The sequence below is a fragment of the Colwellia sp. RE-S-Sl-9 genome, assembly GCF_048296855.1.
Lineage (GTDB): Bacteria > Pseudomonadota > Gammaproteobacteria > Enterobacterales > Alteromonadaceae > Pseudocolwellia.
Genome location: NZ_CP182631.1, coordinates 3,711,751 through 3,737,629, shown reverse-complemented (window position 1 = coordinate 3,737,629; position 25,879 = coordinate 3,711,751). Strand labels below are relative to the sequence as shown.

21 protein-coding genes are annotated in these 25,879 nt (G+C 36.8%); 12 read left to right on the top strand and 9 right to left on the bottom strand.

Going from position 1 to position 25,879, the window contains the following annotated elements; all coding sequences use genetic code 11:
• Positions 1–14 precede the first annotated feature (14 nt).
• Positions 15–1,835, top strand: a complete 1,821-nt coding sequence (locus ACM9HF_RS16200) for a protein-disulfide reductase DsbD (protein ID WP_473611324.1) — start codon at positions 15–17, stop codon at positions 1,833–1,835.
• Positions 1,836–2,009: 174 nt separating this feature from the next.
• On the opposite strand, the gene ACM9HF_RS16195 is transcribed toward ACM9HF_RS16200, so the two are convergent.
• From ACM9HF_RS16195 to ACM9HF_RS16185, 3 genes are read right to left on the bottom strand one after another with little or no spacing between them, the layout of a single operon-like run.
• Positions 2,010–4,442 carry a putative bifunctional diguanylate cyclase/phosphodiesterase gene (locus ACM9HF_RS16195; RefSeq protein WP_473611320.1) on the bottom strand — a complete coding sequence of 811 codons (2,433 nt, stop codon included), beginning with the start codon at positions 4,440–4,442 and terminating at the stop codon, positions 2,010–2,012.
• A gap of 3 nt (positions 4,443–4,445) precedes the next feature.
• The gene (locus ACM9HF_RS16190) at positions 4,446–5,687 is read right to left on the bottom strand and encodes a porin (RefSeq protein WP_473611316.1); all 1,242 of its coding nucleotides are present in this window, start codon (positions 5,685–5,687) and stop codon (positions 4,446–4,448) included.
• The gene (locus ACM9HF_RS16185) at positions 5,659–5,946 is read right to left on the bottom strand and encodes a hypothetical protein (protein ID WP_473611312.1); all 288 of its coding nucleotides are present in this window, start codon (positions 5,944–5,946) and stop codon (positions 5,659–5,661) included. Before ACM9HF_RS16185 ends, ACM9HF_RS16190 begins: the two co-directional genes overlap by 29 nt.
• 473 nt (positions 5,947–6,419) lie before the next feature.
• Here ACM9HF_RS16185 and aroQ point away from each other — a divergent pair, with 473 nt between their 5' ends.
• From aroQ to ACM9HF_RS16165, 4 genes are all read left to right on the top strand, one after another.
• Complete coding sequence (gene aroQ, locus ACM9HF_RS16180) at positions 6,420–6,878, top strand: type II 3-dehydroquinate dehydratase (RefSeq protein WP_473611309.1); 459 nt, start codon at positions 6,420–6,422, stop codon at positions 6,876–6,878.
• An 85-nt stretch (positions 6,879–6,963) separates the two neighbouring features.
• Entirely contained in the window at positions 6,964–7,416 is a 453-nt protein-coding gene (gene accB / locus ACM9HF_RS16175; RefSeq protein WP_473611305.1) for an acetyl-CoA carboxylase biotin carboxyl carrier protein, read from the top strand.
• Positions 7,417–7,439: 23 nt separating this feature from the next.
• Positions 7,440–8,786, top strand: a complete 1,347-nt coding sequence (gene accC, locus ACM9HF_RS16170; RefSeq protein WP_473611302.1) for an acetyl-CoA carboxylase biotin carboxylase subunit — start codon at positions 7,440–7,442, stop codon at positions 8,784–8,786.
• Between the two features lie 82 nt (positions 8,787–8,868).
• The gene (locus ACM9HF_RS16165; RefSeq protein WP_473611298.1) at positions 8,869–9,036 is read left to right on the top strand and encodes an oxidoreductase-like domain-containing protein; all 168 of its coding nucleotides are present in this window, start codon (positions 8,869–8,871) and stop codon (positions 9,034–9,036) included.
• A 63-nt stretch (positions 9,037–9,099) separates the two neighbouring features.
• On the opposite strand, the gene ACM9HF_RS16160 is transcribed toward ACM9HF_RS16165, so the two are convergent.
• On the bottom strand, positions 9,100–10,545 hold the full coding sequence (locus tag ACM9HF_RS16160) for an aminotransferase-like domain-containing protein (RefSeq protein WP_473611294.1): 1,446 nt from the start codon (positions 10,543–10,545) through the stop codon (positions 9,100–9,102).
• Positions 10,546–10,642: 97 nt separating this feature from the next.
• Between ACM9HF_RS16160 and ACM9HF_RS16155 the strand changes: the two genes are divergently transcribed.
• The 5 genes from ACM9HF_RS16155 (at position 10,643) to ACM9HF_RS16135 (ending at position 15,515) form a co-directional block, all read left to right on the top strand.
• Positions 10,643–11,584 (top strand): DMT family transporter, encoded by a 942-nt coding sequence (locus tag ACM9HF_RS16155; RefSeq protein WP_473611291.1) that lies wholly within the window; start codon positions 10,643–10,645, stop codon positions 11,582–11,584.
• A gap of 233 nt (positions 11,585–11,817) precedes the next feature.
• On the top strand, positions 11,818–12,792 hold the full coding sequence (locus ACM9HF_RS16150) for a class 1 fructose-bisphosphatase (RefSeq protein WP_473611287.1): 975 nt from the start codon (positions 11,818–11,820) through the stop codon (positions 12,790–12,792).
• A 171-nt stretch (positions 12,793–12,963) separates the two neighbouring features.
• The gene (locus ACM9HF_RS16145; RefSeq protein WP_473611283.1) at positions 12,964–13,731 is read left to right on the top strand and encodes a DUF599 domain-containing protein; all 768 of its coding nucleotides are present in this window, start codon (positions 12,964–12,966) and stop codon (positions 13,729–13,731) included.
• Between the two features lie 104 nt (positions 13,732–13,835).
• Positions 13,836–14,759, top strand: coding sequence for a manganese-dependent inorganic pyrophosphatase (locus ACM9HF_RS16140; RefSeq protein ID WP_473611279.1), 924 nt, complete (start codon positions 13,836–13,838; stop codon positions 14,757–14,759).
• Positions 14,760–14,828: 69 nt separating this feature from the next.
• Entirely contained in the window at positions 14,829–15,515 is a 687-nt protein-coding gene (locus ACM9HF_RS16135) for a GDSL-type esterase/lipase family protein (protein WP_473611275.1), read from the top strand.
• A gap of 118 nt (positions 15,516–15,633) precedes the next feature.
• Here the strand turns inward: ACM9HF_RS16135 and fadA are convergent, their stop codons facing one another.
• Both fadA and fadB read right to left on the bottom strand, forming a co-directional pair.
• Positions 15,634–16,797, bottom strand: a complete 1,164-nt coding sequence (fadA, locus tag ACM9HF_RS16130; RefSeq protein ID WP_077340421.1) for an acetyl-CoA C-acyltransferase FadA — start codon at positions 16,795–16,797, stop codon at positions 15,634–15,636.
• A gap of 15 nt (positions 16,798–16,812) precedes the next feature.
• Positions 16,813–18,981: a fatty acid oxidation complex subunit alpha FadB gene (gene fadB, locus ACM9HF_RS16125; protein ID WP_473611269.1), complete on the bottom strand. Its 2,169-nt coding sequence runs from the start codon at positions 18,979–18,981 to the stop codon at positions 16,813–16,815.
• A gap of 318 nt (positions 18,982–19,299) precedes the next feature.
• On the opposite strand from fadB, the gene ACM9HF_RS16120 reads away from it, so the two are divergent.
• Complete coding sequence (locus ACM9HF_RS16120) at positions 19,300–20,499, top strand: MFS transporter (protein ID WP_473611266.1); 1,200 nt, start codon at positions 19,300–19,302, stop codon at positions 20,497–20,499.
• A gap of 68 nt (positions 20,500–20,567) precedes the next feature.
• Positions 20,568–21,476, top strand: a complete 909-nt coding sequence (locus tag ACM9HF_RS16115) for a TIGR03899 family protein (RefSeq protein ID WP_473611262.1) — start codon at positions 20,568–20,570, stop codon at positions 21,474–21,476.
• A 1-nt stretch (position 21,477) separates the two neighbouring features.
• Here ACM9HF_RS16115 and ACM9HF_RS16110 read toward each other — a convergent pair whose 3' ends face one another.
• From ACM9HF_RS16110 to ACM9HF_RS16100, 3 genes are read right to left on the bottom strand one after another with little or no spacing between them, the layout of a single operon-like run.
• A complete protein-coding gene (locus ACM9HF_RS16110; RefSeq protein ID WP_473611257.1) occupies positions 21,478–22,227 on the bottom strand; it encodes a phosphoadenylyl-sulfate reductase in 750 nt (249 codons plus the stop codon).
• Positions 22,220–23,959 (bottom strand): assimilatory sulfite reductase (NADPH) hemoprotein subunit, encoded by a 1,740-nt coding sequence (cysI, locus tag ACM9HF_RS16105; RefSeq protein WP_473611254.1) that lies wholly within the window; start codon positions 23,957–23,959, stop codon positions 22,220–22,222. The genes ACM9HF_RS16110 and cysI overlap by 8 nt, the downstream gene beginning before the upstream one ends.
• Positions 23,959–25,773, bottom strand: coding sequence for an assimilatory sulfite reductase (NADPH) flavoprotein subunit (locus ACM9HF_RS16100; RefSeq protein WP_473611250.1), 1,815 nt, complete (start codon positions 25,771–25,773; stop codon positions 23,959–23,961). The genes cysI and ACM9HF_RS16100 overlap by 1 nt, the downstream gene beginning before the upstream one ends.
• Positions 25,774–25,879: the final 106 nt, after the last annotated feature.

Genomic DNA, 25,879 nt, shown 5'->3' with positions numbered 1-25,879 from the left:
ACTGAATCGTGATTATGAAAAAAATGAGTTCCACTTTCTTGCTAGGTTTTATCAGCCTATTTCTGTTAACTGCACAAGTAAGTGCACAAGAATCTATTTTTGATGTTTCTTCTCCCTCATTATTTAGTAATGACGATGAGTTTTTACTACCTGATGAAGCTTTTCAATTTAATTTCCATCAAGAAGGTAACAAAGTTAATGTGACCTTTGACATAGCTGAAGGTTATTATTTATATCGTCATCAATTTAAATTTAAAACTGAAGAAGCCAGTATTTCTGATGTAGTTTTACCTACCGGCGAAGACCATGAAGATGAATATTTTGGTGTACAAAAGATATTTACGGGTAACTTAGCTTTTAATATTGATGTAGAAAGTACACAAGAAAACCCTATTGTTACCGTAAGGTATCAAGGTTGTGCAGAAAAAGGACTTTGTTATGCACCAGCAAAGCAAACGATTTATTTAAATCAATATAATGATAACCTTCAAACGACTACAAGCTCAAACAACACACCTGAAAACAAAAGTGAGCAACATCAATTAGCTGACATGCTGAAACAAGACAGCTTATGGCTAACTTTAGTGGCGTTCTTTATTGGTGGTTTATTGTTATCTTTTACGCCCTGTGTGTTTCCAATGTACCCAATTCTAACGGGAATTATTGTTGGCCAAGGCAATAAATTAACCACTAAAAAAGCATTTACTCTGTCATTTTTCTACGTACAAGGCATGGCAGTTACTTACACTATATTAGGTATTGTTGTCGCACTAGCCGGTGCTCAGTTTCAAGCTGCTTTCCAAGCGCCTGCAGTATTAATAGGTTTAAGCATTTTATTTATATTTTTAGCCCTTTCAATGTTTGGTGTATTTAACTTAGCTTTACCGAGTAGTTGGCAAAACAAATTAAATGACATGAGCAATAACCAAAAAGGTGGTTCTATTTTAGGTGTTGTATCTATGGGGATTATTTCAGGCTTAGTTGCCTCACCTTGTACAACCGCGCCTTTGACTGGCGCGTTACTTTATATTTCTCAAACAGGTGACATTGTTTTAGGTGCCTCGGCTTTATATGCCTTAAGTTTAGGAATGGGCTTACCGCTATTAATTTTAGGTAGCTCTGGCGGTAAATTATTACCTAAAGCTGGCGCTTGGATGAATGTAATTAAAAATATATTTGGTTTATTACTGTTAGCGGTTCCTATTTTTTTATTAGAACGTATGGTTCCTGAACTTGTTATTCAAATACTTTGGATTGCGTTATTACTTTCAACAGCGACTTATTTTTACGTTACCAATAAATCAACACCGGTTAATTTTTGGCACGGCGTTCGTTCTTTATTTATTTTCTTAGCGTTATTTTATGGCGCTATGCAAGCCTATAAATTAATTGATACGACACCTATTAGCTCATCTCAAGAGCCAGTTAGTTCAACAAATGAAGAACAAGGCGCTCAACAATCTCATGAGGAAAACAAGTTTGTTATGGTGGCTAGCCTAAAAGAACTTGAAGAAAAAGTTAAAGAGGCTAATGCGGCAGGTAAAACAGTCATGGTAGATTTATATGCCGATTGGTGTATTGCCTGTAAAGAGTTTGAACACTATACCTTTAGTGCTCCTATTGTGAAAACAGCACTTAAAAATACAGTGTTAATACAAATTGATTTAACGGATACAGGTTCTGATTCGAGCGTTGAATTGATGGACAAGTTCCAAGTGTTTGGCTTGCCGTCTATTTTGTTTTTTAATACCAATGGTGATGAGTTAACACAAAACCGAGTAACAGGCTTTATGGATGCCAAAGACTTTTCTGCATTGGTAAATAGAATATTGTAGCGTGTTGAAACAGGTAACGGTAAGTGTTATTAGCTTACCGTTTTAATGTATAAATAACCTGAACTCAGCTTAACAAATACTTCTCTAGCAACTATTTTTCCTAATTTCTGCGTTAAATATCTCTTAGATCGACTTCAGGTTAAATAGCGTCTTAAAGCAATAAAGAAACCTTACTTATCCCGCTTTAGTTTTCCAATGATTATCAACAATATGTGCGTCAATAAAATCAAGTATCTCAGCTTCTGGAATAGGCTTTGCGAAATAATAGCCTTGAATTAAATCACAATCGTTTTGCATTAAACTTCTCAGCTGAGCACTTGTTTCAACCCCCTCAGCCACAACAGTTAAACCTAAGTTTTTAACCATAGCAATTGTCGACATAATAATTTGATAATCAGAATGGTTTTCTAACATGCCAAAAATAAAGCTTTTATCTATTTTTATTACATCAACAGGCATTTGCTTTAAGTAAGCCAAAGACGAATAGCCCGTACCAAAATCATCTATCGCAAAACTAAAGCCTAACCCTTTTAATACTTCCATCATGCGAATGGTATGATCAACGTTTTTAACGAGCGTTTGCTCTGTAAGTTCTAACTCAAAGTGAGAAGCTGAAATTGAAAATTCAACTAATAAACCTTGTAAAAAATTAGGCAGATTTTGATCAACAAATTGTCCTGCAGATAAATTGATAGCGATTCTTGCATCAGATAACCCATTTTTTTTAATCGCAACAGCCAATTCAAAACAACGACGGATGATCCAATAACCTAGCTCAATCATATGAGCTGAATTTTCTAAAATAGGAATAAAATCATCTGGAGAAATCATTCCTCTTGAAGGGTGCTGCCAACGTAACAGCGCTTCAAAGCCATATATTCTTTTAGTTTTTGCTACAAGTTGTGGTTGTAAGCTTAAACTAAATTGATTCTTAGCCAATGCCTGCCTTACTTCACCCTCAAGCATTACTCTATGAGCAACTCGTTGATACATTTCAGAGTGATAAACATGATATTGAGCACCGCCATTATCTTTCGCTTCGTACATGGCAATATCTGCATAACTAATTAATTCTTCTGCCTTGATCATTTTGTCTTCGGTAAAGGCTATACCTATACTGGTTGAAACATAAAAAATGCTGCTGCCTATTTTTATAGGTGTTTTAAAGCGTTGAAGAATTTCTTCAGCGACAGCTTCGGCTTCTTCTACGTTGTCTATTTTTCCTAAAACAACAACAAATTCATCACCACCAAAGCGGCATGCAACATCAACGTTACGAATGCTTAACCGTACTCGATTTGCAGCTTCAATCAATAAACGGTCACCCTGACCATGACCATGACTATCGTTTACTTTTTTAAAGTCGTCTAAATCTAAAAATAAAACAGCAATTTTATGTTTAAATTGTGAAAGGTTAGCTACAGATTTACGTAATTGATAATTAAGCATATTACGATTAGGTAATCCTGTGAGCAGATCGTACATGGCGATATTTTCTAATTCTTTAGTTTTTTGCTCTACCTCTAGGTTTAACTGCTCAAGTTCATAACTCAATTCACTTGTTGCATCAGCTAAAATATCTAATTCATCAGAAAAAAAGCTTTTTCGTTTTAATTTAATACGTCTAAATTGGTCAAATTCTTTACGAGCTAATAATGGTAAGGCGTTAGATAAAACAATTAACCGATGAGTTAAAGGACTAGATACAAAATAAACAAGCCCAGCTAAGGTAACAAAAATTAAAACGGCAGAAAGTAAAAATTGATAACGGTATTGTTTATATTCAGATGTGATAGGCGTTACATCATCAATAAGCGCCATGTAATAAGCTCGTTGATTATTAGTTGCTAAAGACATTAAGTTAATTAAATAACTATGGGAGTCTACATCTACTTGCACCCCCATTGCTTTGATTTCTTCAACACTAATTTGCTGTTCTTGTTGAGCAAATAATGTTCTCATTAATTTTATGTCTGAAGCAGATAAAAATTGCGCTTCATGTAACTTTGCTTGATCACTTTTTGAAAAACTAACAATAGCAATTTCACTTTTTATTGATTGATTTATCGCGTAAATCATATCAACTAATGATACGGCCAAAGCAACAACAACCATGTCACCTTTTTTATTAAGTAATGGAACCGTGAGCAATTGCTCACAATAAACCTGGCAATATAATAAATGTTGTGGCTCTTGAATATCTAAGGTTTTATTTACACTATCTAAAACATAGTTTGGCGTTATGCTAGAGCTATATAAAACATTTTTCTTACTATCAATTAACCACATCTTTTCAACATTATGATGTAACTGAAGCGCATCAAACTGTTTTGATATTTCTTTTGTTAAATCAATAAAATCATTTTTTTCTTGGAGATGTACTACATCAGCAAAAGATTCAATCCATACTCTCAGATTCTCTCTTAAGTTTTTTTCATGTAATTTAAATTGCTCTTGCCCTTGGATGAGGGTTTCGGCTTGATAAGATTGAAATTCAGCATTTAACCGTGATAACGATATAGTAGAAAAACCGGCACTTAATAGCAGTAAAGTGCCAATAATGAGTAGCAGTAATTTAGTAGGAACCCGAATAAATATTTGTTTCATTATTTAAAACCAATACATTAATTGCAGAGCCCACAATTGCCAGTATTCCTCTTTATTTATACGCGGCTCAGGTATTAACACAGGTGTTAGTCTTGCAGTGCCTTGCATCCAATGATGTTCAAATTGTAATTCAACCTTGGATGCAATTCTATATTTAAGCCCTGCGGTCATATCATACTGATAACCAAAATAGTGTGGTACCGCACCAGCAGAGTTCAACTCAAGTTGCCTGCCATGTTTATCATCTTTATTAGCATAATAATGTTCATATCGACCTAAAAGTTGCAACTCAGGTGTAATATTATATTGCATTTGAACATAACCACCTTGACCCTTTGAGTCGTTGATAAACTCAGGGAAGAGCAAACCATGAAGTTTTATGTTTTCTTGCAGGATTTCTGCGCTGAATGTCCAGTTTTCAGCTTGATATTCAGCATTAGCATAAAACCTTTCTAAGTCTAATCCCCCATCAATAAAGCTATCCTTGATACCGTTTTCATAGGTAAAATCAGCATTGGTTGTAGCTAAACCAAACTTCCATTGGGATAACGTAGGGGTCCAATAAATACTACCTTGAAAATCATTCTCTTGAGTCAAGAGTCCTGTTGATGTACTTCCCATTAAAAGCGTAGTTTGTTTTTTCGAAATAGGAGAAATGCCTATACTCGCAGTAACATCAATATCACCTAAGCTCTCATGGGAATAGCGTGTAGCAATTGCGCCTCCGTCACCACCAATAGACATATCACGCGTACCATCAAAATACACAGATTGAGGTAGTACTATGCTAGGCCTCGTCATAGGCACATCGCGCGTACTTGAATACAACCAATGGTAATTTTTAATGCGACCTAAATATAATTTTGTTTGCCAGTTTTGTGTATTGTGCAAAGCCCATTCAAGGAGTAAATAATCAACTCTTACCCCCTCGTCGTACCGATTTCCACCATTAAGATAAACAGCTTGACCCGCCAAACGGATATCTGAAGTTAATTGATAAGACGCATTCAAGCCTATTTCCGTTAGCCTTAATGATACTTTTTGATCATCACTAACAAAATCACTGCCATCTACATCAATAACACCTTGTGCAACAAAACCATGCACTTGAATATCTTCGCTACCACCAATTTCATTAGCATAAGCAAAGCCTGTCATAATAAAATAACCAGAAATAACAATTGTTATTAATCCTTTATTCACAAACTCTACCCACTTATTCCGTAATGTTAATAACATTGACATGCTGTTTTTCCTTATCCAATATTTCAACATATCCTATTGCACCACGTGTAGTGCTAACAGCATGTATTAGTTCTGCTTGAGATTTAACTATTCTTGGTGCAACACCTAACCCCGAAAAGGTTAATTTATTCCATATTCGGTCTAACTGGTATGGAAAAATATGTAGCATATCTTTTGAGAAAACTTTATGAACGGGATGTTGACTAGGTAAAACATATACCACAATCGCTTCATTATTTGGCCAACGTATTTGTCTCATAGAATAAATTCTACGAAGTTGTGAAGAAGAAAGAGATTCTAACTTAACCGAGTGATGAGTAATAACATGCATGCTATGCGATTTAAAGCAAATCAACGCTAGTAACAACATGCTAATTTTAAGAAATAATTGAATAATAACAATATCCTTATAAATATCACTATCGAAAAACACATAGGATTTGAGATTATGCACTGACAATCAATATGAATGCAATACATTATAAATCAATAGATTAAGGGTTATACATTCCTTTAATAATTTTAGTAAAGAAACACATAAAAGCAAAAACAATATACTTTATTTTTTATGCTAAGTGGTTATACCAGTACTTACAGGTTAACTTCATCGAAAAATAGCCAATATTCGCCAAAATACCGAAAGTTAGTAATTTTTACTAAATTATCTTTAACCCTGTAGTTAAGTATGTAATGATAAGCATATATTACAATATCATGGTTATTTTAAAGACAATGTCTACAAAGTTTAATGTTTTACTACTGAATGGCCCTAATTTAAACATGCTAGGTAAAAGAGAACCTGAAATTTATGGCTCTGCAACTTTAGATGATATTGTTGGTCAGCTAAAAAAATCAGCAACTGATAAAAATATAAACCTAACTCATTTACAATCAAATGCTGAATATAAACTTATTGATACAATTCATAGCGCGCATAACAAGATTGATTTTATTATTATAAATCCTGCAGCGTTTACTCATACAAGTGTAGCACTAAGAGATGCGTTATTGTCAGTCAGCATCCCTTTTATCGAAGTGCATCTTTCTAATGTACATGCGCGCGAAAAATTTAGACATCATTCTTACTTATCAGATGTAGCCGTTGGTGTCATTTGTGGTTTAGGTACAAATGGTTATGAGTACGCCCTTAGCGCAGCTCATTCGTGGCTCACAAATAAAACGGCTAAATAGTCACTTAAAAATTCAATGATAATTTGTAACGATTTACTACAATTTATCTTTTTACTTATTTATAAAATGAACAAAGGTACAAACAATGGATATTCGTAAAATTAAAAAACTTATTGAGCTTGTAGAAGAATCAGGCATTAATGAATTAGAGATTTCTGAAGGTGAAGAATCTGTAAGAATTAGCCGTGGAGCATCTGTTATACATACAGCAGCACCTCAATATGCACAACCTTCTGCTGCTCCTGCTGCTGCCGCTCCTGTGGCTCCTGCAGCAGTAACCGCACCTGCAGCTCCAGTTGTATCAGGTCACACTATTCGTTCTCCTATGGTTGGAACATTTTATGCGTCAGCATCACCTGATTCACCAGCCTTTGTTGAAGTAGGCCAGCACGTAAACGCTGGTGACACTTTATGTATTGTTGAAGCAATGAAAATGATGAACCAAATTGAAGCAGACAAATCAGGTGTTATCAAAGAAATACTTGCTCAAAACGAAGATGCTATCGAATTTGACCAACCGCTATTCATCATTGAATAAGCCCAACCAAAAAGGGTATTTTCATGTTAGATAAAGTAGTTATCGCTAATAGAGGCGAAATTGCATTAAGAATATTACGAGCTTGTAAAGAGCTTGGTATTAAAACTGTTGCCGTTCATTCAACTGCAGATAAAAACCTAAAGCATGTGCTTTTAGCTGATGAAACAATATGTATTGGTAAACCTTCAGCAATGGATAGTTACTTAAACATCCCTGCTATTATCACTGCGGCTGAAGTTACTGATGCAACAGCTATCCATCCGGGTTATGGTTTTTTAGCTGAAAACGCTGACTTTGCTGAACAAGTTGAGAAATCTGGTTTTGCTTTTATCGGACCATTAGCTGAAAGTATTCGCTTAATGGGTGATAAAGTTTCAGCGATTAAAGCAATGAAAGCGGCTGGTGTTCCTTGTGTTCCAGGTTCAGACGGACCTTTACTTGATGATGATAAAGCTAACTTAGCTCATGGTAAGCGTATTGGTTACCCTGTAATTATTAAAGCTTCTGGCGGCGGCGGTGGTCGTGGTATGCGAGTAGTTCGATCTGAAGATGAATTACTTGAATCAATACAGTTAACTAAAAGTGAAGCTCGTTCCACTTTTAACAACGACATGGTTTACATGGAAAAGTATTTAGAAAATCCACGCCATGTTGAAATCCAAATAATGGCTGATGGCCAAGGTGGAGCAATTCATCTAGGAGAGCGTGATTGTTCAATGCAACGTCGTCATCAAAAAGTTGTTGAAGAAGCGCCAGCACCAGGCATTACGCCTGCAATGCGCCAGCAAATTGGTGAGCGTTGTTGTAGAGCTTGTATCGAAATTAACTATCGCGGTGCAGGTACATTCGAATTTTTATATGAAAATGGCGAATTCTACTTCATTGAAATGAATACACGTATTCAAGTTGAGCATCCAGTAACAGAAATGATCACGGGTGTTGACTTAATTAAAGAACAATTGCGTATAGCTGCTGGCCAGCCATTATCTTACACTCAAGATGATATTAAAATTTCTGGTCATGCTATTGAATGTCGTATTAATGCTGAAGATCCACGTACTTTTATACCTTCACCGGGTAAAATTACACGTTTCCACCCTCCAGGGGGAATGGGCGTAAGATGGGACTCTCATATTTATGCAGATTATTCAGTACCGCCTTATTACGACTCTATGATTGGTAAGTTAATTACTTACGGTGACAATAGAGACGTAGCTATAGCTAGAATGCGTAATGCATTAAGCGAGCTAGTTATTGACGGCATAAAAACTAACATAGCCTTACATAAAGACATTTTAAATGATCAAGGTTTTGTTAATGGTGGCGCAAATATTCATTATTTAGAAAAGAAACTTTCTGAAAGTGAATAAACACCAACATTAAGCTTTATTGAAACCCTGCTTTTGCAGGGTTTTTTATTTATAATAGGTCGACATTATTTTGAGGTAAATTATGACCAAATTATTAGAGAAGCCCATACCGCCTGCAGATGGCGCTTGTTGCGAAAGTGGTTGTAGCCCCTGTGTATGGGATTTTTATTATGAAGAACGTAAAGCTTGGAAAGAACAACAAGCCCAGCTAGCAAAAGACGCTGAAAATAATAAAACTCAAACACCTTAAAAGGTCGAGCATATAAAGTAACTCATCCTATTCCCGCTGTGCATTTATTCAACTCAGGCTACTTTATTTTTGAGAGTATTTTTTCACAATACCACCTAACGTAGTTATGGCTTTAACAACCTCATCACTCCACTGCACCCCAAAACTTATTCTCATAAAATTATTATATTTTCTAGATGCTGAAAAAATAGCTCCAGGAGCAAAGCTTACTCCGTTTTCAATCGCTTCATGAAACAGCTTCTCTGTATCAACATGAGAACGGCATCTCACCCACAAAACACCACCGCCTTTAGGCTCCGAAATACACACTTCTTTAGGAAATTTATCAGTGATTAATGCTCGCATACGTTCGCTGTTGTATTGCAATTTTCTTCGTAAAATCTGCAAATGCTTATCGTACTCCCCACTCATTAAATAATCAGTTAATGTCCATTGCGGTAGCATTGAGGTGGCACAAGATTGCGACCTTTTAATGCCTTTTGCTTTTTCTTCGTACTGCCCTGCCAATAACCAACCAATACGATAGCCTGGCGCAGCTGTTTTAGAAAAAGAAGAACAAGTCAGTACCAAGCCTTTTTTTGAATACAACTCTGCAGGTTTTGGTTTTTCTTCGGTAAAATAAAGCTCGCTGTAAACTTCATCTTCAATCAGCGGAATATTATATTTTTCAACTAATTCGACTAAGTCCTTACGTTCAGCATTGGTCATCATTGAACCTAAAGGATTATTTACCGTAGTTGTAAATAAACAGGCTTTAACCTTATGTTTTTTAAGTACCTTTTCTAATTCTGTTGAGCAAACACCATTTTCAGTACAGGTATATACTTCAACAACTTTCATCCCCAAACTTTCTATCAATTCTAATTGCCCAAAATAGCAAGGCGACTCTACGGCAATAACATCACCTTTTGACGCAACACATTGCAATGCTATAGATAACGCTTCTTGAGCACCATTGGTAATAATTATATCGTCATAGTTAACAGCTACACCTTGTTCTTGATAACGTAGTGCGATGCTCAACCGTAATTTTGAATCACCATTTACAGGCCCATAGCTTACCGACTTTTCTGATACTCGACTCAAAACACCTTTCATTAAACGAGATAAAGCCTTATCTGGCGGATGAGTATTTACTGGATTTGAAAGCCCTAAAGCAACCGTATTAGGTAAATGAATAGCCGCGTAAACCTGTTCAATAAGACTCCTACATTGCAATTCAGCGGGAGAAGAATGTAACCAACGGTCTCTCATAGGTAACAAAGTACGCACTTGTTTTGCCTTCAGGTAATAGCCCGATTGAGGACGTGCATAAATAGCCCCTTGTCGTTCTAATTCAATATAAGCTTGTTTTACAGTAGGTACACTAATGTCTAATTGTTTACTCAATTTACGTAAACTAGGCAGTTTATCGCCCGCTCGAAAAACACCTTTTTTCTCTTGTTTTTCAACATAGTCAATAACCTGTTGGTATAAAAAATTGGATGATGATTTATCAAGTAGCTGCATAACTGTATAGGTATCATTTTTTATTTTTTGTATATGTTATTAAATCAAAGTTTAGTTAAACTGTCATTACTTCTTAAGAAAAACCAGATTTAATCATATGAATAATACCTTGTTATACATAGTGACTGTTCTTATTTGGGGCTCAACCTGGATTGCTATCAATTATCAATTAGGTGACGTTTCCCCAGCCGTATCCCTTAGCTATCGCTTTGCGTTAGCCGCGGCTATTTTATTTATGTTTTGTAAACAGCAAAAAATACAACTTAAGTTTTCGTTAAAGTTACACGTCCAATTTTTAGCATTTGGCTTAGCATTATTTGGTTGTAATTATTATTTCCTATACAGCGCACAACAACACATTAACTCAGCCCTCACTTGTATTGGATTTTCAATGATCATGATATTCAACATGATTAACGCTCGCATTTGGTATAAAACCCAAATAACTAAGCAATTCTATATAGGTGGATTGTTAGGTATAACAGGAATTACAACGTTATTTTGGCCACAAGTTAGTAATATATCTTTGGGTGAACAAACGCTGATCGGCTTAGGTTTTTGTTTAATGGGAACCATACTGGCTTCTTGTGGAAATATGATTTCCATTAAAAACCAACAAAAAAAAGCACCTCTTCACGCAGCTAATGCATGGGGTATGGCTTATGGTGCTACTTGCTTAGGCTTGTGGGCATTTATTAATGGTGAAGCTTTTATATTACCCATGAATATGGCTTATATTAGCTCGTTACTTTATTTATCTATATTTGGATCTGTTATCGCTTTTGGTTGTTATTTAACGTTATTAAATCGTATTGGCGCTCAAAAAACCTCGTATGCCAATATCATGTTTCCTGCCATAGCGGTGTTAATCTCGTCATTTGTGGAGGACTTTCAGTGGAGTACTTTTACTGTAGTTGGTTTAAGCTGTATTTTTCTTGGAAACATCATTGTTTTATCTAAAACCAAGGTTCAATCTGAAGTGAGTAAAAATACAACACAGAACGAGCATATTAGAGCACCAGAAAAAGCGTCTTCTTAACTTTATAATTCAAATACAAATAGTACTTTTTATAGGGTTACAGCGTTATTAATTGGTATTAAAAAACAAATGCAAATAACGCTGTAATAAAACACACCATATATCATTTTTGCAGCCTAAAATGACAATTTAATCTGATTATTTATTCTAAATCACACGCTAAACGGTTTATAATTAGTACGCTATACAACAAAAGTTTTGTTTATTCATTCAAATACATTTTAGGTAACCCTATGCAACGATTAGCACCAGCTCTACGCGAAGACAATGTTCCACTTGATCTCATCTCCTTAATCAAAACTGTACTAGCCGCAACGAAAGAAATATCTTTCCGTGTTGGTCAAGGTCATTTAAGCGGCCTTATGGGATCAACTTTAGATGAAAACATTCAAGGTGAAGTTCAAAAAGAACTTGATGTGGTAGCAAATGAACTGTTTAAAGACATCTTATTAGAATCAGGTTTTGTAAAAGCTATTTCGTCTGAAGAAGAAGATACATCAGTTGCAGGAAACCCCGACGGTAAATATATCGTATCATTTGATCCATTAGATGGTAGTTCAAACATTGAGATAAACTCGCTGATCGGAACTATCTTCTCTATTCATCCTGCTATTGATGGCATGGATGCAAGTGATCCTGACATGTTTAAACAGGCTGGAAATAAACAAATATGTGCGGGTTATGTTTTATATGGGCCTTCAACCATGTTAGTAATGACAACAGGTAAAGGTACTCATTTTTATGTACTTGATCGTACCTACGGTGGTTATTTATTAGTAGAGCGTAATGTTCAAATATCAGAAGACACCCAAGAATTTTCCGTTAATATGTCAAATCAACGTTTTTGGGAATCCCCAATGCAAGATTATATTAACGACTTGCTATTAGGAACTGAAGGCCCTCGTGGTAAAAACTTTAACATGAGATGGTGTGCCGCTATGGTAGGCGATGTTCATAGAGTACTAACCCGTGGCGGGTTATTTACTTACCCTGCTGACTCAAAAGATCCTGCTAAGCCAAACAAATTACGTTTAATGTACGAAGCAAACCCAATGAGCTTTTTAGTTGAACAAGCAGGTGGTTTAAGTGTTACATCAACACAAAGAATTATGGATATTGAGCCAACAGATATTCATCAACGTGTGGAAGTTATTCTAGGTTCTAAAAACGAAGTAAATAAATGTTTAAGTTATTACACAACTAAATAGCATTCAAATTACCTTTCATTAATAAATCGCCCTAAACACTACTCCGCTGTTTTTTAAAAGAATAAAAGCAATATATTGTTTTTATTCTTTGGCGATGCCTTTTAAAAATGATAGATTAAAACTGTACTGAAATAAAAATAATAATTAATAGGCAAAAAGCCGGAGTATACAGTGAACGAATTTAGAGATGCTATTTCATTAATCGATATTATTGCTTTAATCGTATTCTTTAGCTGTTGGATTGGGTATCGTTATTTTGCTGAGTTAGGCAAACGAGGTAGAGAAGGCTTAGTGGGAATTACCCATGAATATCGCTTACAATGGGCGATGGAATCCACCGCTCGTGAAATACCTGTAGCCTGTGCTTCTCTAACAGGAAATTTAATGAATAGTGTTTCTTTTTATGCGTCTACCACTATTTATATTATTGCAGGACTCTTTGCTTTATTTGGAACTATAGATAAATTAGAAATAATAACGCTTGATATGCATTTAACTGCAGAAGTTTCCCGTGAGTTGATCCAGATAAAATTACTACTGCTTATTTTCATTTTTATTAGTGCATATTTTAAATTTACTTGGTCATTACGACAGTTTAATTTTTTATGCATTTTAATTGGTGGAACAGTTTACGAAAAAAACATGCCAAATAAAGGGCACTGGTTGAGAATTTCTAAACGTATGGCGCGAATTAACTCTCAAGCAGGTAATGAGTTTAACAGAGGAATTAGAGCATATTATTATGGGATAGCTTCATTAGGTTGGTTTATTCACCCATGGTTATTTATTGCATCAACAATATGGATCACAGGGTTATTATATCACCGAGACTTTCATTCTAAAGCCCTCAAAATTTTACGAGATGAATATCCACCAGAATCTCGTGACAATTATTTTTTCATAGAAAAAGAAGGTGATATTAAAGAGCATCTTAAATAAAACCTCTACTCATTTAATATGCTCACTATGCGAACAGCATTACTTTTTGTTAGAATAGCCGCCATTAAATTTTAATAACAAACTCCTTTAACAGAGAATTTTATATGTCAGCTTATGCCGTGGGACACAAAGTTCCAGATTCAGATTCAATTTGTTCAGCTATCGCACTTTCTTATTTAAAAAATGCGACAGGTGAAGACGTTAAACCTGCACGTTTAGGTGAATTATCTCCTGAAACCCTTTTTATTCTAGAAAAATTTGGTTTTGAACAACCTGAACTAAAAATGACATTTGCCGATACCGACGGTATTTATGTAGTTGATCATTCTGATCGCATTCAAGGTCCTGACGATATTGATGATACAACCGTATTAGGTATTATTGATCATCATAAATTAGGCGATATTACAACGTCTACTCCGCTTGAATGTTGGATCCGTCCTGTAGGTTGTACTAACACCATTATTAAAATGATGTACGACTTTCATAGCGTTGCAATCCCTAAAGATATTGCGGGTGCTATGATGTGTGCAATTTTGTCTGATACTGTAATTTTTAAATCGCCAACGTGTACAACAGCTGATATTAAATGTGTTGAAGCGCTAGCTGAAATAGCAGGCATTGAAGATTACAAAGAACTAGGCATGGAAATGTTCAGAGTAAAATCGGCAGTTGAAGGTACACCAATTCGCGACTTAGTTATGCGTGATTTTAAAGACTTTAACATGCACGGTAAAAAAGTAGGTATTGGTCAATTAGAAGTTATCGACCTAGCTGTATTTGATGAAATGAAAGAAGACTTTTTAGCTGATATGGCCGCATTAAAAGCCGAAGGAGAACGTCATAGCGTACTGTTACTTTTAACAGACATTATGAAAGAAGGTTCTGAAGTATTAGTCGTTAGCGACAACGCCGATTTAACTGATAAAGCTTATGGCAAAACAGCCGTTGACGGTAAAGTTTGGATTGACGGTATTATGAGCCGTAAGAAACAAGTGGTTCCAGCGCTGCAAGATTCTTTAGCTTAAATATTAAATTTTACTTATAAACCTCTTTAAACCCAGCTATTGCTGGGTTTTTTATATAAGAATAAATTAATGACTTCACCACTATCTATAATAAAAAATCAAAACGGTACAAAGCCATACCCACGTACAGTTTCATTTGATTGGATGACAGCCGATGAATGGATGGCACTATTTAATCAACACAACAACATAGCTAAAAAAGGTCAAACTCAATTACTGTTTTTAGGTGACTCATTAACCGAAAACTGGGATAAGGCTATTTGGGAGCATTATTTCTCACCCTACCAATCAAGTAACTTTGGCATTGGTGGCGACCATACGGGTAATTTATTATGGCGATTAAAAAATTTAGACAACCAACATTTATCCCCTAAACTGGTCGTATTACAAATTGGCGTTAATAACTTCGGCCATTTGAATGAAACGCCCTCTCAGGTATTCAATGGCGTAAAAGAAGTGATTAAACAATGCCAATCTATAATGCCTCACAGCCACATATTACTTAATGGTGTTTTTCCTTTTGAACAATCGCACAAAAGTAAACGGCGAGTTGATGTCAAAAATTTAAATGATATGCTGAAAACGCTAGCAGAGAATAAAAAGATCACTTATCGATATTATGGGCATTTATTATTAGAGAGTAACGGTGATATTAGTACAGAAATAATGGCTGATTTTTTACACCCAACAGCTCTCGCTTATAAAATATGGGCTGAAGCAATGAGTAAAGATATTCAATTATTACTTTTAAGATAGATTTACATATAAAAAAAGGCTTAGTTAATAATAACTATACCCGTTACCAATCAAGAGGCTATTTCAGAGCGCATCTTGAATGGTTACGGGTATAAACCTTTTTATCTGGTGTCAACAATTAAACTCTTTCAAACACCGTAGCAATACCTTGTCCAAGACCTACACACATGGTCGCTAAACCAATATTCACATCTTGACCTTCCATTAAGTTAATTAAGGTTCCCGAGATACGAGAACCAGAACAACCTAGTGGATGACCTAATGCAATTGCACCACCATTTAAGTTAATCATATCATCGGCTTTATCTTCTAAACCTAAAGCTTTAATACAAGACAATGCTTGTGCAGCAAACGCTTCGTTAAACTCAGCAAGTTCAATATCATCAATCGTTAAGCCGGCACGCTTAAGTGCTTTCTGAGTAGCAGGGACAGGACCGTAACCCATAGTCGCTGGATCACAACCTGCAATCGCCATTCCTCTAATTTTAACACGAGGTTTCAAGCCAAGTTCTTTCGCTTTATCAGCCGACATCACTAACATAGCTGAAGCCCCATCAGATAGCGCTGAAGAAGTACCCGCAGTAACTGTACCGTTAACAGGATCAAATACTGGACGAAGTGCTGATAGCCCTTCAACCGTTGTTTCAGGACGAATAACTTCATCGTGCTCAATAAGCTTTAACGCACCCTTTTCGTCATGGCCTAAGGTAGGAACAATTTCATTATCCCAACGCCCTTCTAACATGGCTTGATGAGCACGTTGATGAGAACGAGCGCCAAAAGCGTCTTGCATTTCACGGCTAATACCGTGTTGCTTGCCAAGTAGCTCTGCCGTTAAGCCCATGTTGCCTGAAGCTCTTGCTATGTGCTTACTTAAGCCCGGAGCAAAATCTACATCGTACATCATAGGAACATGTCCCATGTGTTCAACACCACCAATTAAAAACACATCGCCTTGGCCTGCAATAATACTGGTTGTTGCATCGTGTAGTGCCTGCATTGATGAACCACATAAGCGGTTAACGGTTACGCCACCAATTGATTTTGGTAAACCTGCCAATAACGAGGCATTACGAGCAATATTAAAACCTTGCTCTTTTGTTTGTTTAACACAGCCCCAAATAACATCTTCGATGTCGTTTGGATCAAGGGCTGGGTTTCTTGCTAAAATTTGTTCCATTAAGTGGGCTGATAATGTTTCAGCACGCACATTACGAAATACGCCAGCTTTCGAACGTCCCATAGGAGTTCGTATGCAATCAATAATTACAACTTCTTTCATTGTGTTCTCCTCAGGTTAAGCTGTTTTTACATCTGTAGTGAAGTAAGATTTGCCAGATTTGGCCATTTCGCGCATGCTGTCTGTTACTTGATATAGCTCGCCTAAATGTGCAAAGCTATCCGCCATCGCAATATAGTTATCTAAACCTACGGTTTCTAAATAACGTATAGCGCCACCTCTAAATGGAGGAAAACCTAGACCGTAAATTAATCCCATATCCGCTTCAGCAGCAGTATCAACAACACCTTCTTCTAAACATCTTACGACTTCGTTGATCATAGGGATCATTAAACGCGCAATAATATCTTCTTTCGAAAAGGCTTTACTCTCAGCACAATGTGGAGCTAATAATTCATAAGCAGCTTCTGAAGCAACTTTAGTTGGGCGACCACGTTTATCTTTACCATGATCATAAAAACCTTTGCCGTTTTTCTGACCAAATCGCTCATTTTTGTAGAATAAACTTACTGGATCGTTATCTACTTTTTTCATACGCGTAGGAAAACCGTCAGACATTACGCCAGTACAATGATCTGCCGTATCAATACCCACAACATCTAATAGATAAGCAGGACCCATTGGCCAACCAAATTCTTTTTCCATCACTTTATCTACATCGGTAAAGTTTGCGCCTTCAATCACTAAATGGCTTAAACCTGCAAGGTAAGGAAATAAAACACGGTTTACATAAAAGCCCGGGCAGTCGTTCACTACAATAGGTGACTTACCCATTTTAGCTGCGTATGCAACAACGGTAGCAACGGTTTCATCAGACGTGTCTTTACCACGAATAACTTCTACAAGTGGCATTCTATTTACGGGATTAAAGAAATGCATACCACAGAAGTTTTCAGGGCGTTTCACACTTTTAGCCAATAAATCAATTGAGATAGTTGAGGTGTTTGAAGTTACAATGGTGTCTTCACTCACTACGCTTTCTACTTCAGCAAGCACTAAACCTTTAATTTTTGGGTTTTCAACAACCGCTTCAACAACAATATCAACACCTTTTACACTATCGTAAGATAATGATGGTGTAATGTTATTTAACGTAGCTGCCATCTTTTTAACATTCATACGGCCGCGTTCAACTTGCTTTGTTAAAATGCCAGCAGCAGTACTTAAACCTAAATCTAACGCCGCATCGTTAATGTCCTTCATTACGATTGGCGTACCTTTGTAAGCAGACTGATAAGCAATACCGCCGCCCATAATACCTGCACCAAGTACAGCTGCTTTGTTTACTTGTTTTGTAGCTTGTTTACCGGCTTTTTTCGCTTTGCCTTTAACGACTTGGTCGGCCATAAATAAGCCAATTTGTGCGGTAGCTGAATCTGTTTTAGATAAGCTAGCAAAAGCTTCGTTTTCAATAGACATTGCGCCAGCACGATCTAATTTTGACGATGCTTCAATAGTATTTACCATCATCATAGGTGCAGGGTAATGCTTACCCGCTTTTGCAGCAATCATGCCTTTACACGTGCTAAAGGTCATTATGCTTTCTGTCGCACTTAATTTAAGTGGCTCAAGTTTTGGCTGACGTTTAGCTTTCCAATTAAGCTTGCCTGCAATAGCATCTTTTAGCATAGAAACGGCTGACACCATTAAATCTTCTGGTGCAACAACAGCATCTAATAATCCGGCAGCTAAGGCTTCGTCTGCACGATGTGCTTTACCTGTAGACATCCACTCAACAGCATTATCAGCGCCGATAACGCGAGGTAAACGTACAGTACCACCAAAACCAGGAATTAAACCCAGCTTAACTTCTGGTAAACCAATACTTACATTTGTGTCTGCTATTCTATAATCACAGGCTAAGGTCAATTCACATCCACCACCTAATGCAATACCATTAATGGCGGCAATAGTAGGTAATTGAATATCTTCTAAAGCATTAAAAATATCCGTAGACTTTTTAATCCAAGGGATTAATTCTTCAACCGGCTTTTTAAATGTATCTAAAAATTCGGTAATGTCTGCTCCTACAACATAGGTCGACTTACCTGATGTTACTACTACGCCTTTAGCCTCTTTAGTGCTATTAATTGCTTCAATAGCTGCTCTAAATTCAATAAAAGTTTGAGTATCAAACTTATTAACTGAGCCTTGAGCATCAAATTTAAGCTCAACAATGCCATCTTCTAGTAATTGTACAGAAAGGCTAGTGCCTTGATAGATCATGCCTGCTCTCCTCGTAAAATTTCGCTTGTATTGGTTATCTTGTATTGACTATATAATAGACCACAATAATCACATTAACCTCCCATCTCATCCGATGAGTTGATTTTAAGTCTGTTGGTATTGAGTTTGCCTTGAAAAAAACAGGAAAGCAACTAAATTTAAACAAGCGTTTTAATTGACTGTATCAATCTTAGATAAAACAGCCTAAAAGAGATTTTACGCTGATTCATAAAATACTCATGAGCCTTTTTATAATAATAATCGTATACTCTACAATCTGTTTTAACTCACAAAACCACCTTCTTTTTTAGGCACCTAATGACACTGAATAAGTTTGTTCAAAAACCCGAAAACCTTTTATTAGCCATGGCATTTATCATGCCTTTGATCTTTTCGGTATGGATGGTATTGCTTAATAATTTTGTGATCGAAAAGGCTAACTTTACCGGTGTAGAAATCGGTATTTTACAAAGCTTACGTGAAGTGCCTGGCTTTTTAGCTTTTACCGCCATTTACGTTCTGCTTTTTATAAAAGAACAACGTTTAGCTATTTTATCGTTAGCAATTACAGCCATTGGCGTAGCTGCAACAGGCTATTTCCCGAGTGTTTATGGTTTATATATAACCACAATGATCATGTCGGTTGGTTTTCATTATTTTGAAACCGTTAATCAGTCTTTAACACTTCAGTGGATTGACAAAGATAAAACAGCGCATTTTATGGGGCAATTATTGTCAATAAAAGCAGCAGCATCTTTACTTGCTTTTAGTACCATATGGCTACTTATGGAACAGTTTTCTTGGTCGTATCAAGCAACTTATGCATTGTTTGGAGGCCTTGGTTTAGTCTTTACGATTTTTATTGGATTATCCTTTAAACACTTCAAACCAAAAACAGAACAAAGTAAAAAACTTATATTGAAAAAAAGATACTGGCTTTACTATGCCTTAACCTTTTTTGGTGGTGCACGCCGACAAATATTTGTCGTGTTTGCTGGCTTTTTAATGGTAGAAAAATTTGGTTATAGCGTTGCTGATATTAGTACTTTATTCCTTATTAACTACATTTTTAATTGGTTTTTTGCTGCCAAAATAGGGAAGTTTATTGGTAAGTATGGCGAACGATTTGTTTTAAAGTTTGAATATATTGGTTTGTTGCTTTTGTTTTGCGCTTATGCCGTGGTTTCTAACGAATATATAGCCGCAGGCTTGTATGTTGTTGACCACTTGTTATTTGCTTTTGCTATTGCCATTAAAACATATTTTCAAAAAATAGCATCTCCTGAAGATATAGCCTCAACCGCCGGTGTTAGCTTTTCAATTAACCATATCGCCGCAGTTGTTATTCCAGCTTTACTCGGCATGGTATGGATTATTAATTCTGCATGGGTATTTTATATTGGTGCTGCCTTTGCCGCATGTTCATTTATTTTAGCTTTACTTATTCCTAATTCGCCCGCTATTGGGGTTGAATTACGAAGCCATGAACTAAAACAAAAAGAAGAAGTTAATATATAACGGTTTCACTTATTATTTTACTAAATGCAAATATATGTTTAAATTAAAACAAAAATTAAGGATTAACCGTGAACAAAGATCAAGATGAATCACCTCAAGAACCACAAACAGACTTAGTCGCTTCATCAACGGTTAATGCAACAAATATTTCTACAGAATCTAAAAATTCAAACTCTAAATCCACCTCAGGTTTTACTTCACAAAAACAACTACTGGCTTTAGCTAAACAGTTTGTACTCGATGGCGCTTTATTACCTGAAGATAAGCAAATGCCACTTGAAGAACGAGTAGTAAGAAGAGAACGACTTTCTCGGTTACGTCAGCAGCAAAACTTAGAGTCTATTGTTAAAAAATCATTAGCCTATTGCCCTAATTCAAGCAACTCAGCAAAAGCAGATCCTGACTGGTTTAGTCGTTTTACCCATTTAGCAGAAGACGTTAGCAACAATACCATGCAAGACTTGTGGGCGAAGATTTTAGCGGGTGAAATTACGCATCCAGGTTCTTTTTCACTTAAATCACTCACCGTATTCAAATCAATGAGTATTACCGATGCCAAACTATTAGCTAAAATTTGTAGCCTTGCGGTTAAAGACACGAGTAAGAAGAATATGCGTATACTGTCTGGTGCGTATAAAACACCGGGGCTATTAAGCTTTTTCAGTAAAAATACGCAAAGTAAAGTGAATTTAAATCAATGTGGGCTCAGTTATACCGAGCTGTTAAGCCTTGCGGATAACCATCTTATTTTTCTGCAAGAAGCGGAATCAAATGAGTTACAAAAAGGGGAACAAGTGGTCTTTAACTATAATGGCCAAAATCTAACATTGACCGCTAAAGCAAACCAATGTGGTTTACGTTTTTACAAGTTCACTCCCATTGGAAGTGAACTTGCTTTACTTATTTCTGATAATCCTGACGAAGACTTAGTGCCTTTATTAAAATCATCATTACATGCTCATTTTTCAGTGAGCTAACCTAAATACCATCACCGTCAGTATGTAATCCACATTCTCTTTGGCCACCAGAAAAACGCGTATCGCTTTCGTCCATGCCTAATGTTAGCGGTTTAGTACTGTGTACATCACCTACAGAAACATAACCATGATCCCATAACGGGTGATATGGCAAACCATGCTTAGTTAAGTACTGGTGAACGTCTTTATTGGTCCAATCAATAATTGGATGTACTTTAAAACGACCACGTAAGGTACTTACTACAGGTAAGTTTTCTCTGTGTGCAGTTTGTTGACGACGCACGCCTGTAAACCAAGTACTTGCATTTAAGTCATTTAAACCACGTTCTAAAGGCTCTACTTTGTTACGGCGGTTATATGCCTTTAACTCTGCTTCACCTTTGTCCCACTCTTCACCGTATTTAGCTTGTTGCCAAGCGGCGCTTTCTTTTGCGCTATATACGTGAAGATTTAAATTTAAACGCTCAGTTAACTGATCGATAAATTGATAGGTTTCAGGAAATAAATGCCCTGTATCTGTTATCAGCACAGGAATATTTGGATCAACCTGCGTAAGTAGATGTAACATTACCGCAGATTGAATACCAAAACTTGATGATAATACAAACTGAGAAGGTAAGTTCTCTAATGTCCATTCAACACGCGCAACAGCCGATTCTTTCTCTAATAACTCATTCCATTGGTTTAGCAATGGCTCCGGAACAGTACTCGCGGAATAGTTATTAACAGCTGCTTGACTTGTATTAAGCATGAAAATCTCGCTTACTCACTTTAACTTCGGCAACAATGCCGGCACGTATGGTGAAATCACCAAAACCTTCGTTGTCGTTACGCTCTGTAGACCAACGGCCAACTAACTGATCTATTTCAGTTAAAATGCCAGCTTCGTCAACACCGTCTTTGTATAGCTTAGGTACACGAGTACCTGCATGGTTACCACCTAAATACATGTTGTATTTCCCCGGCCCTTTACCCACTAAGCCAATTTCGGCAAGCATTGCTCTACCACAACCGTTTGGACAACCCGTAACACGTAAAATCACATGTTCGTCTGCTACCTTATGTTTAGCTAAAATACCTTCAACATCAGTCACTAAACCGGGTAAGTAACGTTCAGCTTCAGCCATTGCTAATGGACAAGTAGGAAACGCCACACAAGCCATTGAGTTTTTACGTTGGTTAGAGGTTTCGTCTTTAATTAAGCCGTATTGACGCGCTAAGGTTTCAATATTGGCTTTATCTTCTGCAGCTACACCCGCAACAATTAAGTTTTGGTTGGCTGTCATTCTAAAGTCACCTTTGTGAACTTTAGCTATTTCAGCAACACCTGTTTTGATAGGGCTGTCTGGACCATCAATTAAACGACCGTTTTCAACAAATAATGTTAGATGATTCTTGCCATCAAAACCTTCAACCCAACCAATGCTATCGCCACGGCTAGTAAATTCGTATGAACGACTTTCGCCAAAGGTAACACCAGCACGTTTTTCAACTTCAGCTTTAAAGGTTTCAATACCTACACGATCTAATGTGTATTTAGTTTTCGCATTTTTACGGTTTACACGGTTACCCCAATCACGTTGAGTGGTAACAACCGCTTCCGCAACATCTAATGTTTTATCGATTGAGATAAAACCAAAGTCATCCGCTTTACGAGGATACGTTGAATTATCACCATGCGTCATGGCTAAGCCACCACCCACTAATACGTTAAAACCAATTAATTTTCCGTTTTCAGCTATAGCAACAAAGTTTAAATCGTTAGCATGCACGTCGATGTCATTCTTTGGAGGAATAACAACCGTTGTTTTAAACTTACGAGGTAAATAGCTTTTACCTAAAATGGGTTCGTCATGTTCAGTGGTTTCAACTTTTTCTGCATCTAACCAAATTTCAGCATAGGCTTTAGTTTTTGGTAATAAATGTTCACTGATTTTTTTCGCCCACTCGTAAGCTTCTTGATGAAGTTCAGATTCAATTGGGTTACTTGTACATAATACGTTTCTGTTAACGTCGCCAGCAGTTGCAATACCATCAATACCAATGCTATTTAACGTTTGGTGCATTAACTTAATATTTGGCTTTAAAACACCATGGAATTGAAACGTTTGACGCGTTGTTAAACGAATACTTCCGTAAGAGGTGTAATCGTCAGCAAACTTATCAATTGCTAACCATTGCGTTGGCGTAATAATACCGCCAGGCATACGAGCACGAAGCATTACGTTATGTAATGGTTCTAATTTTTGCTTTTGACGCTCAGCACGAATGTCACGGTCATCTTGCTGATACATACCATGGGTACGTATTAACTGGTAATTATCAGGGGTAAAACCACCTGTCATTCTGTCAGCTAAATCTTCAACAATGGTTCCGCGTAAGTAGTTACTTTCTAACTTTAAACGCTCGTTATCCGCATGTTTACCTTCAACAATAATTGGACCATCACCGGTAGATTTAATGTCTTTAAATTCAGTTGTCATTAGTATACGTCCTTCTGGTAACGTTTGTTGCTGCGTAACGATTTCAAATAGTCTTCAGCTTGCTCAGGCGTTAATCCACCTTGAGTCGCGATTACATCAACTAAAGTGTTGTGTACATCTTTCGCCATACGGTTTGCATCACCACAAATATATAAGTGGGCACCACGCTCTAACCATTCAAACACTTCTTTAGCGTTTTCTTTAATACGGTCTTGTACATAAACTTTTTCAGCTTGGTCGCGAGAGAAAGCTACGTCCATTTTAGTTAATAAGCCAGACTTTAAGTAACCCTGCCATTCAACTTGGTATAAGAAGTCTTGAGTGAATGTTTGATCACCGAAGAACATCCAGTTATCACCTTCAGCATCGCTTGCGTCACGCTCTTGCATGAATGCTCTAAATGGTGCAACACCTGTACCTGGACCTACCATAATGACTGGCGTGTTACCGTCAGCAGGTAAGCGGAAGTTATCGTTATGTTCAACAAATACTTTAACCGTTGAGCCTTCTTCTGCATCGTTAGCTAAGAAACCTGAAGCACCACCAAAACGTGTAGCGCCGTTTTCTTCATAGCTAACTAAACCCACTGTTAAGTGAACTTCTTCTTCAACTTCGGCTTGGCTTGAAGCAATTGAATATAAACGCGGTGTAATTTTACGAAGTGCATCAACAAATACTTGTGCAGCTACATCACTTGGCGCCGCTTTTACAATATCAACAATTTGATGTTCGCTAGCGTATTCACGCGCTGCGTTTTTGTCTTCAGCTAAAGCTTTAAGTTTTGCATCACCTGAAATACTTGCCCAAAATTCAATGAAAGCAGGAGCAGTTTGAGTTATTTCTAATTCAGACGTTAACGCTTGGCTTAAGGTAAAGCTTTCGCCTTTAATGCTAACTTTTTCGTCTGCGCTTAGTTTTAATGTGGCAATTAACTCTTCAACTAACGCTGCTGAGTTTTCAAACCATACGCCTAAAGCATCACCTACTTGGTAAGTTAAGCCAGACTCGCCTAAATCAATTTCTACGTGGCGAACATCTTTAGCGGAGTCACGACCGGTAATTTTTTGGCTAACTAATAACTCAGCTGCGTAAGGATTTTGTTTAGTGTACTGACTTTCAACTTCAGTAGCGCCAGACAAGCTAACAACCGGCGCTAAACCTGCATCACCTGATTTTGTTAAATCGTCTTTTAATGTGTCAATAACGTTTGCAGACCAAGATTGTGCATCTTCTTCATAGTCAACATCACAATCAACGCGAGGAGTAACTGCAGTCGCACCTAATGCTTTTAAGCGCTCGTCAAAGTCTTTACCTGTTTGGCAGTAAAATTCGTAGCTGCTGTCGCCTAATGCCAAGATGCTGTATTGCAAGTTTGGTAACTTAGGCGCTTTTTTAGAGGCTAAAAACTCATGGAATTCAATCGCATCATCTGGCGGCTCGCCTTCACCGTTAGTACTTGTAACGATAAGTAGGTGCGTTTCAGATTTTAATGATTTTGGCTTGTACTCTGAAACGTTTTTAAAGTTAACAGTAATACCTGCAGCTTTCGCATTTTCAGCTAACTTTTTAGCAACGCCTTTAGCGTTACCTGTTTGCGATGAAAATAAAATAGTTAATGTCGGTTGAGCTTGTGCAGATGCACCCGCAGTAGCCGTAGGTAGAACAGCAACTGAACCACCTTCACTTTTCGCTGCTAAATAACCACTTGTCCACGCTAATTGTAGAGGTGTGTAAGTCGCTATAGCTTCTTGTAAAGATGCAAGTTGGTTTGCATCTAGCATTGTTTGGTTTAAATTTTTCTGACCTGGCAACATAATGTCAACTCGCCCATTTAGAAGTAATAGGCAAATAGTAATAGTCCTGCCTAAAAAAGAAAAAGATTAGAAATTGCCTTTTTATTCCAAAAAAGAATATAAGACT

Coding starts and splice junctions, on each gene's coding strand:
- ACM9HF_RS16200 (WP_473611324.1), top strand. CDS start 15: ATGAAAAAAATGAGTTCCACTTTCTTGCTAGGTTTTATCAGCCTATTT.
- ACM9HF_RS16195 (WP_473611320.1), bottom strand. CDS start 4,442: ATGAAACAAATATTTATTCGGGTTCCTACTAAATTACTGCTACTCATT.
- ACM9HF_RS16190 (WP_473611316.1), bottom strand. CDS start 5,687: ATGTCAATGTTATTAACATTACGGAATAAGTGGGTAGAGTTTGTGAAT.
- ACM9HF_RS16185 (WP_473611312.1), bottom strand. CDS start 5,946: ATGAGACAAATACGTTGGCCAAATAATGAAGCGATTGTGGTATATGTT.
- aroQ (WP_473611309.1), top strand. CDS start 6,420: ATGTCTACAAAGTTTAATGTTTTACTACTGAATGGCCCTAATTTAAAC.
- accB (WP_473611305.1), top strand. CDS start 6,964: ATGGATATTCGTAAAATTAAAAAACTTATTGAGCTTGTAGAAGAATCA.
- accC (WP_473611302.1), top strand. CDS start 7,440: ATGTTAGATAAAGTAGTTATCGCTAATAGAGGCGAAATTGCATTAAGA.
- ACM9HF_RS16165 (WP_473611298.1), top strand. CDS start 8,869: ATGACCAAATTATTAGAGAAGCCCATACCGCCTGCAGATGGCGCTTGT.
- ACM9HF_RS16160 (WP_473611294.1), bottom strand. CDS start 10,545: ATGCAGCTACTTGATAAATCATCATCCAATTTTTTATACCAACAGGTT.
- ACM9HF_RS16155 (WP_473611291.1), top strand. CDS start 10,643: ATGAATAATACCTTGTTATACATAGTGACTGTTCTTATTTGGGGCTCA.
- ACM9HF_RS16150 (WP_473611287.1), top strand. CDS start 11,818: ATGCAACGATTAGCACCAGCTCTACGCGAAGACAATGTTCCACTTGAT.
- ACM9HF_RS16140 (WP_473611279.1), top strand. CDS start 13,836: ATGTCAGCTTATGCCGTGGGACACAAAGTTCCAGATTCAGATTCAATT.
- ACM9HF_RS16135 (WP_473611275.1), top strand. CDS start 14,829: ATGACTTCACCACTATCTATAATAAAAAATCAAAACGGTACAAAGCCA.
- fadA (WP_077340421.1), bottom strand. CDS start 16,797: ATGAAAGAAGTTGTAATTATTGATTGCATACGAACTCCTATGGGACGT.
- fadB (WP_473611269.1), bottom strand. CDS start 18,981: ATGATCTATCAAGGCACTAGCCTTTCTGTACAATTACTAGAAGATGGC.
- ACM9HF_RS16120 (WP_473611266.1), top strand. CDS start 19,300: ATGACACTGAATAAGTTTGTTCAAAAACCCGAAAACCTTTTATTAGCC.
- ACM9HF_RS16110 (WP_473611257.1), bottom strand. CDS start 22,227: ATGCTTAATACAAGTCAAGCAGCTGTTAATAACTATTCCGCGAGTACT.
- cysI (WP_473611254.1), bottom strand. CDS start 23,959: ATGACAACTGAATTTAAAGACATTAAATCTACCGGTGATGGTCCAATT.
- ACM9HF_RS16100 (WP_473611250.1), bottom strand. CDS start 25,773: ATGTTGCCAGGTCAGAAAAATTTAAACCAAACAATGCTAGATGCAAAC.